The 16,797-nt window shown below is 73.8% G+C and carries 16 protein-coding genes; 9 read left to right on the forward strand and 7 right to left on the reverse strand.

Annotated features, from left to right (window positions below):
- Positions 1 to 8: 8 nt before the first annotated feature.
- The 3 genes from ABEG18_RS22970 to ispH all read right to left on the reverse strand — a co-directional run bounded on the left by ABEG18_RS22970 (position 9) and on the right by ispH (position 4,016).
- Positions 9 to 1,787 carry a magnesium chelatase subunit D gene (locus ABEG18_RS22970; protein WP_406855360.1) on the reverse strand — a complete coding sequence of 593 codons (1,779 nt, stop codon included), beginning with the start codon at positions 1,785 to 1,787 and terminating at the stop codon, positions 9 to 11.
- A gap of 29 nt (positions 1,788 to 1,816) precedes the next feature.
- The gene (locus tag ABEG18_RS22975) at positions 1,817 to 2,797 is read right to left on the reverse strand and encodes an ATP-binding protein (protein ID WP_406858687.1); all 981 of its coding nucleotides are present in this window, start codon (positions 2,795 to 2,797) and stop codon (positions 1,817 to 1,819) included.
- A gap of 259 nt (positions 2,798 to 3,056) precedes the next feature.
- Positions 3,057 to 4,016 (reverse strand): 4-hydroxy-3-methylbut-2-enyl diphosphate reductase, encoded by a 960-nt coding sequence (gene ispH / locus ABEG18_RS22980; protein ID WP_406855361.1) that lies wholly within the window; start codon positions 4,014 to 4,016, stop codon positions 3,057 to 3,059.
- Between the two features lie 133 nt (positions 4,017 to 4,149).
- On the opposite strand from ispH, the gene chlG reads away from it, so the two are divergent.
- Positions 4,150 to 5,037 carry a chlorophyll synthase ChlG gene (gene chlG, locus ABEG18_RS22985; protein WP_406855362.1) on the forward strand — a complete coding sequence of 296 codons (888 nt, stop codon included), beginning with the start codon at positions 4,150 to 4,152 and terminating at the stop codon, positions 5,035 to 5,037.
- A 54-nt stretch (positions 5,038 to 5,091) separates the two neighbouring features.
- Here the strand turns inward: chlG and ABEG18_RS22990 are convergent, their stop codons facing one another.
- The 3 genes from ABEG18_RS22990 to ABEG18_RS23000 form a co-directional block, all read right to left on the reverse strand.
- Positions 5,092 to 5,232, reverse strand: coding sequence for a hypothetical protein (locus tag ABEG18_RS22990; protein ID WP_406855363.1), 141 nt, complete (start codon positions 5,230 to 5,232; stop codon positions 5,092 to 5,094).
- Positions 5,233 to 5,329: 97 nt separating this feature from the next.
- Positions 5,330 to 6,865 (reverse strand): alpha/beta hydrolase, encoded by a 1,536-nt coding sequence (locus ABEG18_RS22995; protein ID WP_406855364.1) that lies wholly within the window; start codon positions 6,863 to 6,865, stop codon positions 5,330 to 5,332.
- A 32-nt stretch (positions 6,866 to 6,897) separates the two neighbouring features.
- On the reverse strand, positions 6,898 to 7,422 hold the full coding sequence (locus ABEG18_RS23000; protein ID WP_406855365.1) for a cupin domain-containing protein: 525 nt from the start codon (positions 7,420 to 7,422) through the stop codon (positions 6,898 to 6,900).
- Positions 7,423 to 7,650: 228 nt separating this feature from the next.
- Here ABEG18_RS23000 and ABEG18_RS23005 point away from each other — a divergent pair, with 228 nt between their 5' ends.
- Genes ABEG18_RS23005 through ABEG18_RS23040 form a run of 8 tightly spaced genes read left to right on the forward strand, consistent with a single transcriptional unit; the run spans position 7,651 to position 16,225 of the window.
- Complete coding sequence (locus tag ABEG18_RS23005) at positions 7,651 to 9,159, forward strand: ABC transporter substrate-binding protein (protein ID WP_406855366.1); 1,509 nt, start codon at positions 7,651 to 7,653, stop codon at positions 9,157 to 9,159.
- Positions 9,160 to 9,172: 13 nt separating this feature from the next.
- Positions 9,173 to 10,102, forward strand: coding sequence for an ABC transporter permease (locus ABEG18_RS23010; RefSeq protein WP_406855367.1), 930 nt, complete (start codon positions 9,173 to 9,175; stop codon positions 10,100 to 10,102).
- On the forward strand, positions 10,099 to 10,962 hold the full coding sequence (locus ABEG18_RS23015; RefSeq protein ID WP_406855368.1) for an ABC transporter permease: 864 nt from the start codon (positions 10,099 to 10,101) through the stop codon (positions 10,960 to 10,962). Before ABEG18_RS23010 ends, ABEG18_RS23015 begins: the two co-directional genes overlap by 4 nt.
- 7 nt (positions 10,963 to 10,969) lie before the next feature.
- Positions 10,970 to 11,761, forward strand: a complete 792-nt coding sequence (locus tag ABEG18_RS23020; RefSeq protein ID WP_406855369.1) for an SDR family NAD(P)-dependent oxidoreductase — start codon at positions 10,970 to 10,972, stop codon at positions 11,759 to 11,761.
- Between the two features lie 7 nt (positions 11,762 to 11,768).
- On the forward strand, positions 11,769 to 12,668 hold the full coding sequence (locus ABEG18_RS23025; protein ID WP_406855370.1) for a polysaccharide deacetylase family protein: 900 nt from the start codon (positions 11,769 to 11,771) through the stop codon (positions 12,666 to 12,668).
- Between the two features lies 1 nt (position 12,669).
- A complete protein-coding gene (locus ABEG18_RS23030) occupies positions 12,670 to 14,220 on the forward strand; it encodes a gamma-glutamyltransferase family protein (RefSeq protein ID WP_406855371.1) in 1,551 nt (516 codons plus the stop codon).
- Positions 14,217 to 15,236 (forward strand): ABC transporter ATP-binding protein, encoded by a 1,020-nt coding sequence (locus ABEG18_RS23035; RefSeq protein WP_406855372.1) that lies wholly within the window; start codon positions 14,217 to 14,219, stop codon positions 15,234 to 15,236. Before ABEG18_RS23030 ends, ABEG18_RS23035 begins: the two co-directional genes overlap by 4 nt.
- Positions 15,233 to 16,225 (forward strand): ABC transporter ATP-binding protein, encoded by a 993-nt coding sequence (locus ABEG18_RS23040; RefSeq protein ID WP_406855373.1) that lies wholly within the window; start codon positions 15,233 to 15,235, stop codon positions 16,223 to 16,225. The genes ABEG18_RS23035 and ABEG18_RS23040 overlap by 4 nt, the downstream gene beginning before the upstream one ends.
- Here ABEG18_RS23040 and ABEG18_RS23045 read toward each other — a convergent pair.
- Positions 16,222 to 16,791: a hypothetical protein gene (locus ABEG18_RS23045; RefSeq protein ID WP_406855374.1), complete on the reverse strand. Its 570-nt coding sequence runs from the start codon at positions 16,789 to 16,791 to the stop codon at positions 16,222 to 16,224. The genes ABEG18_RS23040 and ABEG18_RS23045 overlap by 4 nt on opposite strands.
- Positions 16,792 to 16,797: the final 6 nt, after the last annotated feature.

Below are 16,797 nucleotides of genomic sequence, written 5' to 3' on the forward strand. Positions count from 1 at the left end.
GTACCCCATCAGTTTGGCGGGGCGGCCGCACGGACGGCGCGCGACAAAGTCGCGGCGTCGGCGTGGGGCAGGGGGAGATACCGCGCCGCCATGGCGGCGGCCAGGGCGCGCGCTTCCCTTTGCGGCTGCGGCGAGGTGTCGATCAGCAGCGCCGAGAGCCGCGCCGCCCGCAGCCGGAGGGCGGCGTCGAGCGCGTCGGCGGCGGCCTGCGGGCGACCCCCGGTCCCGTCGCGGGCCACATTGGCGCGCCCGTCGGTCAGCATCACGACGATCGGCGAGCGGCCCTTGCGGCGGGCCGCGTCCGCGACCGCAGCGGCGGCGTCGATGCCGGCGGCCAGCGGCGTGCCGCCCCCGCCCGGAAGGCCGGCGAGGCCGCGCCGCGCCCGCGCCAGCGAGCGCGTCGCCGGCAGCACGATTTCGGCCTCCCGGCCCCGGAAGGCGACCAGCGCGACCTCGTCGCGGCGGGCGTAGCAGTCGCCCAGCAGAAGCTCGATGGCCCCCTTCGCCTCGCCCAGCCGATGCAGCGCCTGGGATCCCGACGCGTCCACCGCGAAGACGATGAGGCTGGCCGATTTCGCCTCGGTCCTCACCACCCTGAGGTCGTCGCGGCGGATCAGCACGCGCGGCGCGGAGGCGGCGCGACCGGCCGGCAGCGCCTCGCGCCGCAGCCTCTGCCAGCCCAGCGCCGCCCGCACGGTGGCGATCAGGTCCAGGCGGTCGCCGCCCTGCGGCGCGCCCGGCCGCGATCCCGCCGGGCGGCCTCGCCCGCGCATCGTCACCGGGGCGCCGGCCCGACCGGCCTGCGCGTCCCGGCGCAGCATGGCGCCGCCGAGCTCGGCCAGCAGCCGATCCGGCAGGCGCGCCTTGGCGGCGGCGACCAGCCGCTCCGCCTGCGCCTGCGGTCCGGGAGCGTCGTCGTCGCGAGCATCGTCGTCGGGCGCGCCGGCGCCCGGGTCGGCGGCCGACGCTTCGGCGGTTTCGGGCGTTTCGGCGGTTTCAGCCGGATCAGGGGCGGCCTCCGGCTCGCCCGGATCGTCGGGCGTCGCCGGCCAGCGGGTGGCGCGGGGCGCGAGCACGAGCCGGATGGCGGCGGCGAGATCGGGCTCCTCGACGGCCACGCTTCCCCGAAGCGCGGCGCAAGCCCGCGCGGCCGCGACGGCCAGCAGGGTCGCCCGCAGCGACGCGACGCCGAGGGCGTCTGCGGCCGCGCACAGCGTCTCGGCCGCCGCGGTCTCCATCTGCACCCCGCACAGCCGCGCTTTGGCGTCGGCGACGTCGTTCCGGCTCCAGCCCATGTCGGCGCCGCCGGCCTCGTCGAGGGCCAGCACGACGCCGAGCCTCTCGCGCAGCGCCTCGGGCGCGGCTTCGTCCGGCCCGACGCCCTCGTCGAAGGCCAGCAGGGCGACCGGCGCCGGCGCGCCGCGGTCCTGCTCCAGCGCCGCGCCGAGACGGGCGGCGCGCCCCCCGGCCAGCCGCTCGGCCATCGCCAGGGCCAGCACGCCGCCGGCCGCGGCGCGAAGCAGCCCGGCCTGCGCGACGGGGCGACCGGCCGCCAGCGTGGCGGCGACGTCGAGCCCGCCGAACAGGCGGTCGTCGGAGGCTGATCCCGGGACGCGCACGAAAGGGGCGTCCTCCGGCAGGAGCGCACGCAATCCCGCCACCCAGGCGTCGCGATGGGGTCCGTGGCCGGAGCGCAGCACCGCGCCGCCGACGCCCCGGGGATCGACCGCGATCAGGGCCGCCGCCAGCGCCGCGTCCGCGGCTTGAGCGTCCCCGGCGGGGGCCATGGCGGCCGGATCCTCGGGCGGGAGGGCTGTCATGGCGGGCCCAGGACCTCGAGGACCGCCTGCTCCACCCGCACGGCGGAGCGGGCGTCGTCCAGGGGATTGCGGCGCAGCCGGTGCGCCAGCGCCAAGGGGGCGACGCGCCGCAGATGCGCGTCCATGATCCGAGCCTCGCCATCGAGGCTCGCCAGGGCGCGGGCCGCCCGGATCAGCGTCAGCTCGCCGCGCAGTCCGTCCGTACCGACGCGCAGGCACAGCCGCGCCGCCTGCTCCAGGGCGGCCAGCGGCGTCTCGACCTCCCCGAGCGCCGCGCGGGCGCGCACCACCCGCCGACGCACCGCGGCGTCCCGCCGGCTCCAGGCCTGCGCGAAGCCGTGCGGATCGCGGTCGAAGGCGTCGCGGCGGCGCACCACCTCGACGCGCTCGGCCAGCCCGGTCGGGGTGCGGACCTCCACGGCGAGCCCGAAGCGGTCGAGGAGCTGGGGCCGAAGGTCCCCCTCCTCCGGATTGCCGCTGCCCACGAGCACGAACCGCGCCGGATGCCGGACGCTCAGACCCTCGCGCTCGACGAGGTTCTCGCCCGAGGCGGCGACGTCGATCAGCAGGTCGACCAGATGGTCGTCCAGCAGGTTGACCTCGTCCACATACAGGAAGCCGCGATTGGCCCGGGCCAGCAGGCCGGGCTGGAACACCTTCTCGCCGAAGCTCAGCGCCCGCTCCAGGTCGAGCGCGCCGACGATGCGGTCCTCGGTGGCGCCGAGCGGCAGCTCGACGACCGGCACGGGCGCCCGGTCCGCCTTGCGCAGCGCCGCCGGCTGGCCGGCGCAATGCGGGCAGGAGGCGGCCGCGTCGGACGGTCCGCACCCGTAGGGGCAACCGCGCACGACGCGCCGCTCCGGCAGCAGCGCCGCCAGGGAGCGGATGGCGGTGGACTTGCCGGTGCCCCGGTCGCCCAGCGCCAGGACCCCGCCGATGGTCGGGTCGACCGCCGCGGCCAGCAAGGCGAGCTTCATGTCGTCCTGGCCGACCAGCGCCGAGAACGGGTAGGCGGGGCGTCGGACGGCCGAGCCCGCCGCCTGCGCCGCGGGGGACGGCCGCGCCGCCTTGGCCCGGGCCGGCCGGACCGCCTCGGCGCGCCCGGCCGGCGCAGGCCGGGCGGTTTCGGCGAGGCCGGGATCGTCGGCGCCGGCGCCGTCGAGGCCGTCGAGGTGAGCCCACTCCATCACGTCAGCGTCCCCATGGTGCGATGTGCCCGCCGCCGCGCCGCATCGATCACGCCCTCCGCCTGGCGTCGTCCTGAAGGCGCTGCGGCAGGCGGAACTGGACCGTCTCCTCGACGCCCGGCAGCGCCTGCACGACGACGGGCCGCCAGGCCCTCAGCGCCTCGATGGCGTCGCGCACCAAAGTCTCGGGAGCGGACGCGCCGGCGGTGAGGCCGACCCGGTCGACGCCGTCGAGCCATTCGGGCCGAATGCGGGCGCCGGACTCGATGAGATGCGCCGGGACCCCGATGGAGAGGCCCATTTCGCGCAGCCGGTTGGAGTTGGAGCTGTTGGCCGAGCCCAGCACGAGGACGAGGTCGACCTGGCCGGCCATGTCGAGCACGGCCTTCTGGCGGTTCTGGGTGGCGTAGCAGATGTCGCGGGTGTCGGGCCCGACGATCGCCGGGAAGCGGGCCTTCAGCGCCGCGATGACGTCGCGCGTGTCGAAGACGCTCAGCGTCGTCTGGGTGATGTAGGCGAGCCTGGACGGGTCCCGCGCCTCGAGCGCCCGCACCTGCTCGGCCGACGACACCACCCGCAGCCCGCCGCCGACCTGCCCCTTGGTGCCCTCCACCTCGGCGTGGCCCTCATGGCCGATCAGGATCACCTCGAAGCCGGCCTCGACATAGCGCCGCCCCTCGCGATGCACGCGCTGCACCAGCGGACATGTGGCGTCCAGCACGTCCATGCCGCGGGCCTGCGCGGCGCGCTCGACGTCGGGCGAAACCCCATGGGCGGAGAAGACCACCAGCGCGCCCTCGGGCGCCTGGTCCAGCTCGTCCACGAACACCGCACCGCGGCTGCGCAGCGCCTCCACCACATGGTGGTTGTGGACGATCTCGTGCCGGACATAGACCGGGGGGCCGTACAGCCTCAACGCCTGCTCGACGATGTCGACCGCCCTCACGACCCCCGCGCAGAAGCCGCGCGGCGTGGCCAGGACAACCGTGAGAGGGCGGGGGTCGCTCATGCGAATGACAATAGAAGTTTACGTCCAAAGTGTCATGCACAATTTACACTCTGGACGGACCCGCCCGCCTGTGGCCAGATAGGCCGGGCTCGGAAGGCGGCGTGGACGCCGTCCCGCCGCCGGAGATGAAGTCATGCAGGCCGCAGCGCCGGCGCCGGGCGCCGTGCTCGAACTCCTGAAGCCGATCACCTGGTTTCCGCCCATGTGGGCGTTCGGCTGCGGCGTGGTCTCGTCGGGCGTTTCCCTGCGGGAGCACTGGCCCGTCGCGCTCGCCGGCGTGCTGCTCGCGGGACCGCTCGTCTGCGCCACCAGCCAGGCCGTGAACGACTGGTACGACCGCGAGGTCGACGCCATCAACGAGCCTCACCGGCCGATCCCGTCGGGCCGCATCCCGGGCGCCTGGGGCCTCGGCATCGCCGTCGCCTGGACGGTCCTGTCGCTCGCCGTGGCGGCGACGCTCGGGCGCTGGGTGTTCATCGCCGCCCTGGCCGGCCTGGCGCTGGCCTGGGCCTACAGCGCCCCGCCCTTCCGGCTGAAGCAGAACGGCTGGCTCGGGGCCGCGGCCTGCGGGCTCTGCTATGAGGGGCTCGCCTGGGTGACGGGCGCGGCCGCCATGCTGGGCGGGACGCTGCCGCCCGCGCCGTCGCTCATCCTGGCCGCGCTCTACAGCGCCGGCGCGCATGGGATCATGACGCTGAACGACTTCAAGTCCGTGAAGGGCGACAGCCTCATGGGCGTCCGCTCGCTGCCGGTGACGCTGGGTCCGCGCCGCGCCGCCGAGACGGCGTGCCTGGCGATGGCGGCGCCGCAGGTCGTGGTCGTCGCCCTGCTGGCGTCCTGGGGACGCCCCCTCGCCGCCGCGGTCGTGACGGCCCTGCTGCTGTTTCAATTCGTCCTGATGGCGCGCTTCCTGCGCGATCCGACCCGGCATGCGGTCTGGTACAGCGGCTTCGGCGTGCCGCTCTTCGTGCTGGGCATGCTGGCCTCCGCGCTCGCGGTGAGCCCTGCGGGTCCGGCCTGAGGCGCCGGGACCGACGCGAACGCCGGCCCCGGAGCATCCGTCATCCAGCGCGGGTCAGGCGCGCGCCTCGATCGGCCGCCCGGCCGGGACGCGCGACGTGTTGGTGCGGTCCGCCACGCGGTCGATGATGAACATGCCGACGGACGCGCCGCCGACGATCCAGAGAAACAGCACGAATCCCATGTAATCCATCATGTTCGGGTCTCCATTCGGTGATGGCGACCAACGGCTCCGGATGGCGGTTGTTCCCGGGCCGCCGGGCGGCGCCCTGCAGCGCGCCCTCGGCGCTCGCTCACGCGGCCAGCAGCGGGAAAGTCACGCCGATCGCCCACGCGAAGGCGAGCCCGCTCACCGCGCCGGCGACCAGCGGCGATCCGGTGCGGTCATAGGTCCAGCGGCTCAAGAGACCGAACGCCATCAGGACCGGCGCCATCACGGGCACGATGATGACCAGGAAGAACAGCCGGTGGAAATCCAGCCCGACCGCCAGCGCAAGCGACGCCAGGAACGCCGCCTGGGAGAGCGGATAGGCCAAACGCGACGCCCCGGGGCCGCGGGTGAGCCATTCGTTGGCGAGGCTGAAGGACAGCGTTCCGGCCAGCATGGCCAGCACGAGCACGATCCGGGAGGGGCCGAGCGCGAAGGACGTGGCGTAGCGGTCCAGCGGCCAGAAAAGGGCCGCCGCCGCATAGAGCGAGAGCGCGGCGACGCCCGTCGCCAGGGCCGCCAGGGAGACGGGCCCGGCCGGCCCCGCAGGGCGGCGTCGGCGGACCGCCAGGATGCAGGCGGCCGTCACCGCCCCATAGGCGGCGAAATGCGCCGCCAGGTAGTCGCCGACCAGCACCGGCAGGACATGCGTCGGAATGACGCGCAGCGCCAGCGGCGTGAGCAGCATCGGGACCGCCAGCAGCCACAGCTCGCGCCCCCTCAGGCCCGTCCCGGCCGGCTGCGGCGAGACGACGGGCAGCAGCCCCGCCACGGTCTTGCCCAGCAGCACCGCGCCGGCCAGCAGCAGCAGGATCCACGGCCCGCGCGACTCCAGGCGCGGCGGCCCCGCGCGCTGGCGACCGAAGGCCTGGTCGAGCCAGGCCAGCGCCTCGCGCAGACCGTCGACCGCATAGAGCGCCCCGATATGCTCCACATGCGGGATGATGACGGCGCGGCGCGCCGTCCCGGCGGCGAAATCCCCGACCGTCTCGCGTTCGCGCGCCCGTTCGGGCCCCACGACCTGCCCCACCACCCGCAGCGCCTCGCCGCGGAGCGGACCCTCCCACTGCCCGGCCATCACGAGCAGGTTGGGCGGGCTCTCGGGCGTCACCGACCGCGAGAACATCGAGACGGCCACCACCGCGCCCACCCCCGGCGTGGCGCCGCCGCTGCGCACGACGATGTCGGACGCCATGGAGTGGCCGAGCAGGGCCAGCCGGCCGTCGCCCAGCCCCCGGGCGACAGGGGCGACCCGGTCCAACTCTGCCTCCAGGCCGGCTGAGCCGCTCTCGCCGCCGGCGCCCGCCATGGGACGGGGATGGCGGCCATGGCCGGGGAAGTCGAAGGTGACCGCCACATAGCCGTTGCGCGCGAAGGTCAGCGCGAAGGACTGCATCAGCTGCTGCGACCCGGCGAAGCCATGCGCGATGACGACGGCCGGCCCCGGCGTCGGCTCCGCCGGCCGGAACACCGTGACCGGGGTCTCGCCGAGCGTCAGCGCCTCAATCGCCACACCGTCCCGGGCGGCCTCGAGCCGCCACACGGACGTCCCGATCAGCAGCAGGGCCGCGAGCCCCGGGAGGAGGTCGCGCAACCGTCCGGGCGTGCGGCGAGGAGGCATCGGCGGCTCGCGATGACCCCGTCGGGGCCGGTTCAGTCCTGCGGGGCGGCCTTGCGGGCGCGCACGGCGTCGGTCAGCCCGTCATGGCCGCCCAGCGGGCGCGGGGGAGCGTCGTCCCACCAGTCCTCGCGGTAGCCCTTCCGGTCCGGGTTCACCGGGTAGAGCACCTTGTTGTCGGCCCGGGCCGTATCGCCGACCACCATCAGGCGGACCTCCCGGTCCGTGTTGTTGAGGAAGCTGTGGGAGAGCCCCGTCCCGGCCGGGAAGCCGACGCCGTCGCCCGGCCGCAGGCGGTGGAGGACGCCGTCCAGCCACACGTCCGGCTCGCCTTCGACCACATAGACGAACTCGTCCTCCGCGCTCTCGGCGTGGGGGAACGAGGTGCGCCGCCCCGGCGGCAGCCGCTGGTGGTGGACGCCCAGCCGCTTCAGCCCGAAATGCCGGCCGAACGGCGCGCCGACTCCCATCAGCTCGTCGTCGCCTTCGTAGCGTGAATCGTCGGGTCCCTCGATCTCGCTCCAGTGGACGATGCAGGACGGGCGGTCGGTCGGCGCCATGGCGAACTCCATCGGGGCTGGCCCCGGACGGGCCGAGCCTAGTCCAGTCGTTCGCCCGGCGCCAACCGCGTCGGCGGCCGCGGCATCGCAGGCATCTCGCGAAAAGGGGTTGTGGGTTGTGCGCCCCGGCGCAATCATCCCGCCGGACGCGGCCGGGGCCCCCCGGTCCCGACCGTCCGGCGGCCGCGGCCGCTCCGCCCTTCCCCCGCTGACCCTGCACGGTGTGACATGACGACGACCAGGACGCTTCTCGCCGCCGCCGCCCTCGGACTGGCGCTCGGCCTCGCGGCGACCGGCCCCTCCCGGGCGGGACGCGACCAGTTCGTGGTGGACCTGGTGAACGAGCCGTCCTCGCTGGACCCGCAGGTGCAGTGGAACCCCGACAGCTACTACGTCTACCGCAACATCTTCGACAACCTGGTCACCCGCGACGACAAGGGCGCGCTCGCGCCGGAGATCGCCACCGCCTGGAAGCAGGTCTCCGACACCGAGATGGAGTTCACGCTGCGCGACGACGTCACGTTCCACGACGGCCAGAAGCTCACGGCCGAGGACGTCGTCTTCAGCGTCAAGCGCATCATCGATCCCAAATTCGGCAGCCCGCAGCTCGGCCAGTTCAACAAGATCGTCGACGCGGCCGCCACCGGCCCCAACACCGTCAAGCTGGTCACGGACGGCGCCTACCCGGCCCTGCTGGCCCAGCTCGTGAAGCTTTCCATCGTGCCCAAGCACGTGGTCGAGGCCGTCGGCAAGGACGCCTTCAACCTGAAGCCAGTCGGCAGCGGCCCCTATGTCTTCCAGGAGTGGAAGCGCGGCGTCGCCGTCACCCTCAAGCGCAACGACGCCTATTGGGGCCGCAAGGCGCCGTTCCCGACCGCCGTGTTCCGGGCCGTGCCGGACGCCTCCACCCGGGTGGCGAACCTGCAGGCCGGCAGCAGCGACCTGGGCGTCAGCCTGGACAGCGACCTCGCCGCGCAGCTGAAGAACTCGCCCAAGGCCAAGCCGCTCTCGGTCCTCACCGAGCGCGTCGCCTATCTGCGGCTGAACCCGTCCAAGCCGCCCTTCGACAAGGCCGACATCCGCCGCGCCGTCGCCATGGCGATCGACAAGCAGGGCCTCGTGGACGGCATCCTCGGCGGCTACGACAAGCCGGTGCCCGAGATGCTGACGCCGGCCCATTTCGGCTGGGTGGAGGCGATCGAGGCCCCCGCCTACGATCCCAAGACCGCCAAGCAGATCATCGAATCGGCCGGGGCGGCCGCCAAGCAGGAGATCGAGCTCTCCACCGCGCCGGTCTTCGACCAGCGCATCGTCCAGGCCGTGCAGCAGATGCTCGCCGAAGTCGGCCTGAACGTGAAGATCAACATGTCCGACATGGCGTCCTACCTGAAGCGGGCGCAGAGCGGGCCGGAGAACACCCCGGCGCTCAGCTACGGGCGCTGGTCCTGCGCCTGCCAGGACGCCGACGGCGTGCTGTTCCCGCTGATCCACCAGTCGAGCGGCTGGTCGGCCTACCGCAATCCGGTCGCCGACAAGCTGCTGGAGGCGGCGCGCGCCACCCTCAACCAGGACAACCGGATGGCGGCCTACAAGCAGGTGCACGAGATCGTCGCCAAGGACGTGCCGTTGATCCCGCTCTATCAGTCCGCCATCATCTATGGCGGCGCCAAGGCGCTGGTCTGGCAGCCGACCCCGAACGAGAGCATGTTCCTCAACCGCATGGACTGGAAAGACTGAGCCGGGCCGGCCGGTGGCCGCCTTCCTGGCCCGGCGGTTCGCCCAGGCCCTGCTGACGATCTTCGGCGTCGCCACGCTGATTTTCTTCCTGCAGCGCCTGACGGGCGACCCGACCTACCTGCTCGTGCCCGAGACCGCGACGCCGGCCGACATTGACGCGATGCGGCGAACGCTGGGCTTCGACCGTCCGCTGATCGTCCAGTACGTCGCCTTCCTGGCCGACCTCGCGCGCTTCGATCTCGGCCGGTCCGTCATCCAGAACGTGCCGGTGACCACCATCATCGCGTCACGGGTGCCCTACACGCTGGCGCTGGCCGCCGGCGCCTTCGTGGTGGCCTGCGGCGTCGGCATCCCGGTCGGCGTGGCGCTGGCGCTCTGGCGCGACAGCCTCGCCGCGCGGGCGCTGGCCGGGCTGGTGCTGGCGGCGCAGAGCATGCCCACCTTCTGGAGCGGCATCCTGCTGATCCTGGTCTTCGCCGTGACGCTCGGCTGGCTGCCGCCCTCCTCGACGGGCGGCTTCTCGCACATCGTCATGCCGTCGATCGCGCTGGGCCTGCTCAGCATGGCGACCTTCGCGCGCATTACCCGCACCTCGCTGCTGGACGAACTCTCGCGCGACTATGTCCGCACCGCCCGGGCCCGCGGCGTCGGCAAGGGCCGGCTGCTCGCCCGCCATCTCGCCCGCAACGCCGCCATCCCGGTCATCACCGTGGCGGCGCTGGAGATCTCCAACCTGCTCGCCGGCGCCGTCATCGTCGAGACGGTGTTCGCCTGGCCCGGCCTCGGGCAGGTCACCGTGCAGTCGATCCTGGCGCGCGATTTCCTCGTCGTGCAGGGCGTGGTGCTGCTGGGCGCGGTCGTGACGGTGGCCCTCAATCTCGCGGCCGACCTGCTCTACAGCGCCGTCGATCCCCGCATCCGGCTGGAAGGCGGCCGCGCATGACGCAAGCCGCCCTGCCCGTCCGCCGCCGCGCCCGCCGGACGATCCGCCCCGCCGCCTGGGCGCCCGTGGTCCTGATCGCCGCCTTCGTGATCGCCGCCCTGGCCGCGCCCTGGCTGGCGCCCTACGAGCCGAACCAGCAGAACCTGCTCGCCCGCCTGAAGCCGCCGGGCTTCGCGTCGCGCGGCGTCGCGTACTGGCTGGGCAGCGACGAGCTCGGGCGCGATCTGCTGAGCCGCCTCGTCCATGGCTCGCGCGTCTCCCTGGTCGTGGCCTTCTCCTCCGTGATCCTGTCCGGCGTCGTCGGGACCACGCTCGGCATGGCGGCCGGCTACCTGCGCGGCCCGGTCGAGACCGCGGTGATGCGCATCGTCGACGTGTTCTTGTCGGTGCCGGCGATCCTGCTCGCCATCATCACGGTCGCGGTGCTGGGGCCGGGGCTCGCCAACGTCATCCTGGTGCTGGCGCTGACGCGCTGGCCCCGCTACGCCCGCGTCGCCTACGGGCAGACCCTCGGCGTGGCGACCGCCCCCTATGTGCGGCTCGCCGCCTTCATGGGCGCCGGCGCGCCCCGCATCCTGCTGCGCCACGTGCTGCCCAACATCATCGGCGCGATGACCGTGGTGGCGACGCTGGAGTTCGGCCTGATGGTGCTGTTCGAGGCCGGCCTCAGCTTCCTCGGCCTGGGCGTCCAGCCGCCCACCGCCAGCTGGGGGGCCATGCTCAGCACCGGCCGCAACTACCTCGCCAACGCCTGGTGGATCGCCACCTTCCCGGGCCTCTGCCTCTTTCTGCTCGTGCTGGCCGTCAACCTGATCGGCGACGACCTGCGCGACCGCTTCGATCCCCGCTCGACCCCATGAGGACGCCATGACCGCCTTTCCTGACCTCGCCGGCAAGCGCGCCGTGGTGACCGGCTCCGGCGGCGTCATCGGCCGCTGGATCGCCGAGAGCCTGCGCGAGGCCGGCTGCGCGCTGTGCCTCACCGACGCAAGCCAGCCGGACCTCGACGCCCAGGCGGCCGCTCTCGGCCTGGCGGACGACAGCTTCGGCTTCGCCGCCGACCTCATGGACGAGGCCTCCATCGACGCGTTGGTCGCCGAGGTGGGACGGCGCTGGGGCGCGGCCGACATCCTGGTCAACAACGCCGGGATCTACCCTTCGGGCTTCCTGCTCGACATCTCGACGGCCGAGTTCGACCGCATCTTCAGCGTCAACCTGCGCGCGCCCTTCATCCTCACCAAGGGCCTCGCCACCCAGATGGTGCGGCAGGGCGTGAAGGGTTCGATCATCAACATCTCCTCTGGCGCGTCGCGCAAGATGCGCCGCACCGTGGTCCCCTACTGCACCTCCAAGACCGCGCTGGACCGCCTGACCAAGGGCTTCGCGGTGGAGCTGGCCGAGTTCGGGATCCGCGCCAACGCGCTCGAGCCGGGCTTTGCGGCCGGCAGCACGGTCAGCGAACTCACCGAGGAGCACATCCGCAACACGGTCGCCCAGATCCCGCTGGGGCGGCCGTCGTCGCGGGCCGACGTCGCCAACGCCCTGCTCTACCTGGCCAGCGACGCCTCCGCCTATGTCACCGGCTCGACCCTGACGGTCGACGGCGGCAACTCGATCGGCTCGCTCGCCGTCCACCAGGCCAAGAAGCACCCGTTGTGAGGCGCCCATGACCGCACCTTCCGCACCGGCGCCCGGCGGCGCCTATGAGTGGCCCGCCGGCAAGCGCAGCGCCTTCTGCTTCACGGTCGACGTGGACGCCGAATCGCCTTTCCTGTGGAGCCTCAAGGACGCCCCGCCCCCGCGCCTGCTCGGCCAGATGGAGCAGCGCCTGTTCGGCCCGCGCGTCGGCATCTGGCGCATCCTCGACCTCCTGGACCGCTACGGGATCAAGGGCTCGTTCTATGTCCCCGGCGTCGTCGCCGAGAACCACCCGGAGCTGCTGCCCGCCTTCGTCGAGCGCGGCCACGAGGTGGGGCTGCACGGCTACTTCCACGAGTTCGCCACCCAGGCGTCCGACGCCGAGTTCGACGGCGCGCTCGACGCCGCCCTGGCGGTGTTCGCCCGGCAGGGCGTGACGCCGGTCGGCTTCCGGTCCCCGGCCTGGGAGATGACGCCCCATATGCTGGCCGAGGTCCGCCGCCGCGGGCTCTATGACAGCTCGCTCATGGGCTACGACCATCCCTACACGATCGACGGCGTCGTCGAGGCCCCGGTCCAGTGGGTGCTGGACGACGCGGTCTATTTCAAGTTCGTCGGCGGCGGGGCCGATCACTGGCCGCCCGCCGCGCCGGGGCCGATCCTCGACGGCTGGATCGACGAGTTCGAGACCCTGCACCGCTACGGCGCGATGACGATGCTGACCGTGCATGACTGGATCTCCGGCCGGGCGCATCGCATCCGCATGCTGGAGCGCCTGCTGGACCGCGTCGTCGCCGACCCGGCCGTGTGGGTCGCCACCGTCGCCGAGGTCGCCGCCCACCACGCCGCCTCGCCCAACGCCGCCCGTTTTTCGGTCCCGGCCCGGACCCCGGAGGCGATCGCCTCCCGCCGCCATGGAGGAGCCTGAGATGCAGACGTTCACGGTTCGCAAGGCGCAGGTCCGCTCGCGCCACGGCGTCGTCGCCGCCCAGAACCGGCTCGCCGCCGAGGCCGGGGCCGCCGTGCTGGCGCGCGGCGGCAACGCCGTCGACGCCGCCGTCACGACGGCGCTGACCCTGTCGGTGGTCGAGCCCTGGCTGTCGGGCGTCGGCGGCGGCGGCTTCCTGCTGCGCGCCGACGGGGCGACCGGCGAGGTCGAGACGCTGGACTTCAACGTCGTCTCGGCCCGCCGCCTGGACCCAGCCGACTATCCGCTCAGCCGCTCGGGCGAAGGCAACTGGTTCGCCTGGCCGGCCGTGGAGGGAGACCGCAACGTCTCCGGCTACACGTCGATGGCCGTTCCGGGCGCGGTGGCGGGCCTCTCCGAGGCGCTGGCCCGCCATGGCACGATCTCCTGGGAGGACGCGCTGGCGCCCGCCATCGAGCACGCCGAGCGCGGGCTGGAGATCGACTGGTTCGCGGCGCTGACCTTCGCCGTCGAGGCGGCGGGCCTCGCCCGGCATCCCTCCACCGCCGCGCTGTTCCTGGACGACGGCCGGGCGCCCCGGCCGGGCGAGGCCGGCGCGACGAACCGCAAGCCGATGCCGCGCAAGGCCGCCACCCTGCGCCGCCTCGCCCAGGCCGGCCCGCGCGACTTCTACGAGGGCGAAATCGCCCGCACGATCGCGGCCGACCTCGCCGAGGGCGGCTCCAGGATCGACCTCGCCGACCTGGCGGCGTTCCGCCCCGAATGGCGCGCCCCCTTGCGGGGGACCTATCGGGGCGTCGAGGTCAACGCGATCGCCGGGCTGAGCGGCGGCCCCAGCTATCTCCAGGCCTGCGCCGAGCTGGAGCCGCAGGACGTCGCCCCCGTCCGCGATCCCGCCGCCGCGGCTCTCGCCTATGCCAAGGCCATCCGCAACGCCTATGAGCGGCGCCTCACCGAGATGGGGCACGCCGCGAACCCGCAGGTCGGCTGCACCACCCATCTCAGCGTCGTCGACGCCTCCGGGACCATGGTGTCGCTCACCAACACGCTGCTGTCGCGCTTCGGCTCGCGGGTGGTCCTGCCCAACGCCGGGTTCCTGATGAACAACGGCGTGATGTGGTTCGACCCGCGGCCCGGCCAGCCCAACGCCATCGCGCCCGGGGCCAAGCCGCTGGCCAACATGTGCCCGCTGATCCTGCGGCGGGACGGCAGGCCGTGGTTCGCGCTCGGCGCCGCCGGGGGCCGCACCATCTTCCCGACCCTGCTGCAGCTGATGTCCTTTGTGGTGGACGGGGGCCTGTCGCTGGAGGACGCCTTCCACGCGCCCCGCCTCGACGCCAGCACGCCCACCATCCGGGTGAACGCCAAGGCGGGCCCCGACGTCGCCGCCCGGGTCGGCGGCGCGTTCCCGGTCGAGGTGGTCGAGGACACGGTGTTTCCGACCAACTTCGCCGTTCCGTCGGCCGTGATGCGGACCCCCGAGGGCGAGAACGTCGGCATGGCGCATCCCACCAGCCCGTGGGCTGCCGTGGCGGTCGGAGGGCCGGCTTGACCGCTGCGCTCTCCCTTGACGCCGCCGGTACGGCTGACGACCCGGCGCCCCTGCTCGCCATCGAGGATCTCGGAATCGAGATCGGCGGCGTCGCCGTGGTGGACGGCGTCACCCTGCGGCTGCGGGCCGGGCGGGTCCTGGCCCTGGTCGGCGAGAGCGGATCGGGCAAGAGCCTGACGGCGCTGGCCGTGCTGGGCCTGCTGCCGGGCGTCGCCCGCCGCACCAGCGGGCGCATCCTGCTGGAGGGGCGCGACCTCACCGCCATGGACGAGGACGGCCTCGCCCGGGTGCGGGGCGACCTCGCCTCGGTGGTGTTCCAGGAGCCGGTGGCGTCCCTCAATCCGCTGCTGCGCGTCGGCGACCAGGTGGCCGAGGCGCTGCGGCTGCATCGCGGCCTGTCCGGCCGGCAGGCCTGGGCCGAGGCGGTCGCCATGCTGTCCACCGTCGGCATTCCGGACGCGGCGCGCCGGGCCGAGGCCTATCCGTTCGAGCTGTCCGGCGGCATGTGCCAGCGCGTCATGATCGCGGCCGCGCTGGTCTGCCGTCCGCGCCTGCTCATCGCCGACGAGCCCACCACCGCCCTCGACGTCACCATCCAGGCCCAGATCCTCGCCCTCATGCAGCGCCTGCGCGCCGAAGCCGGCACGACCATCCTGCTGATCACCCACGACATGGGCGTGGTCGCCGACATGGCCGACGACGTCGCCGTCATGTATGGCGGCCGCATCGTCGAGAGCGGCCGCGTGGAGGAGCTCTTCGCCGACCCCGCCCATCCCTATACGCGGCTGCTCCTGGCCACGATCCCGCGGCTGGACGGCGCCCGCAAGGAGACGCTGCGCACCATCGAGGGCGTGGTGCCGAGCCCGCAGGACTGGCCGGACGGCTGCCGCTTCCGCTCGCGCTGCCCGCTCGCCGCGCCGCAATGCGCGCAGGTCCCGCCGCTCGTCCCGGTCCGCGAGGGCGGCGAGCGCCGAGCCGCCTGCTGGCGCGTCGGCGAGGCGGGGAGCCTGGCGTGACGGAGCCCCTGCTCAGCGTGCGCGACCTGCGCGTCCATTTCCCGCTGCGCGGCAAGGCCGGGCTGGTGCGGGCCGTCGACGGCGTGTCGTTCGACGTCCCGGCCGGGCGCACCGTGGCGCTCGTCGGCGAGAGCGGCTGCGGCAAGTCGACCACCGCCTACGCCATCCTGGGCCTGGAGCCGATCACCGCCGGCGCGGTCCGCTTCGACGGCCGCGACATCGGCGGACGCCGCGACCGCGCGGCCCGGCGGGCCCTGGCCGGCGACATGCAGATCGTCTTCCAGGACCCCTCGGCCGCGCTGGACCCCAAGATGTCGATCGAGGATAGCGTCGCCGAGCCGCTGGCGATCCGGGGATGGAGCCGGGCCGATCGCCGCCGCCGCGTCGCCGAGGCGCTGGACCTCGTCGGCCTGCCGGCCGCCTACGCGCCGCGCACTCCGAACGCGCTGTCGGGCGGCCAGCGCCAGCGCGTCGTCATCGCCCGCGCCCTGGCGCTCTCGCCGCGGCTGCTGGTGCTGGACGAGCCGGTCTCGGCGCTGGACGTCTCGATCCGGTCGCAGATCCTCAACCTGCTGATGGGCCTGCAGGCGGAGCTCGGTCTCGCCTACCTGTTCATCTCGCACGACCTCTCGGTGGTGCGGCACATCGCCGACGACGTCCTGGTGATGTATCTCGGGACCATCGCCGAGCGGGGCGCGACCGACGCCGTCTTCGACGCCCCGGCGCATCCCTACACGCAGGCGCTGCTCTCGGCCATTCCGCTGCCCGACCCCGTGGAGCAGCGCCGCCGGCCCAAGATCGTCCTGCGCGGCGACCTGCCGAGCCCGCTGGCCGCGCCGGCGGGCTGTCCCTTCGTGACCCGCTGCCCGCTGGCGCAGGTCCGCTGCGGCGAGGTCAGGCCCGTGCTGGCGCCGGCGGCCGGCGGGACCGAGGCGGCGTGCCTCGTGCGCGTCCCGGCGGCCGATCCGGCGGCTCCCGCCCGGGCCTAGACTCTACCGGCTTCGGCCAGGGCGGGGGCGGCCCTCATGTCGCGGGGCGCCTTGAAGTCCCGGGCCGCCCCGCGCGCCTGCTGCAGCCCCTTCGGGAAGCCGCTGCGGTCCCGGTAGCGGTCCGGCGAGGAGGGCGTGCGGGCGTGGCGCGCCGCGCTGGCCTTCGCGGCCGCGATGTCGAGGATCGTCACCCCGACCACCATGGCGAGCGCCAGCCCGACATTGTCCCGCTTGGGATTGCCGGGCCGCAGCGCCGTGAACAGGGTGGCGATGTCGAGGCCGTCCCCGGCGACGCGGGAGGCCAGCCCGACATTCTTCTCCGTCGAGAGCGTCATCATCCCGGCCATGATCTCGCGCAGGCCGTAGACGCGCACCAGCGTCTCGGAGCCCTGCATGCCGAGCGCCCGCGTCAGCCGGCGCGGCGCGATCAGTTCGACCGCCCCGAGGGCGATGCTGAACCAGCCGAGGCCCCGGGCGAGCCGGTCGGCCGCGCCCAGCGAGCTCGGGCCGGACTTGACGATCTTGGGATCCCCCGCCGAGCGGGTCAGGTTGGAAAGGTTGAACATCGCGTC

Source organism: Alsobacter sp. KACC 23698 (genome assembly GCF_045348435.1).
Taxonomy (GTDB): Bacteria; Pseudomonadota; Alphaproteobacteria; order Rhizobiales; family Beijerinckiaceae; genus Alsobacter.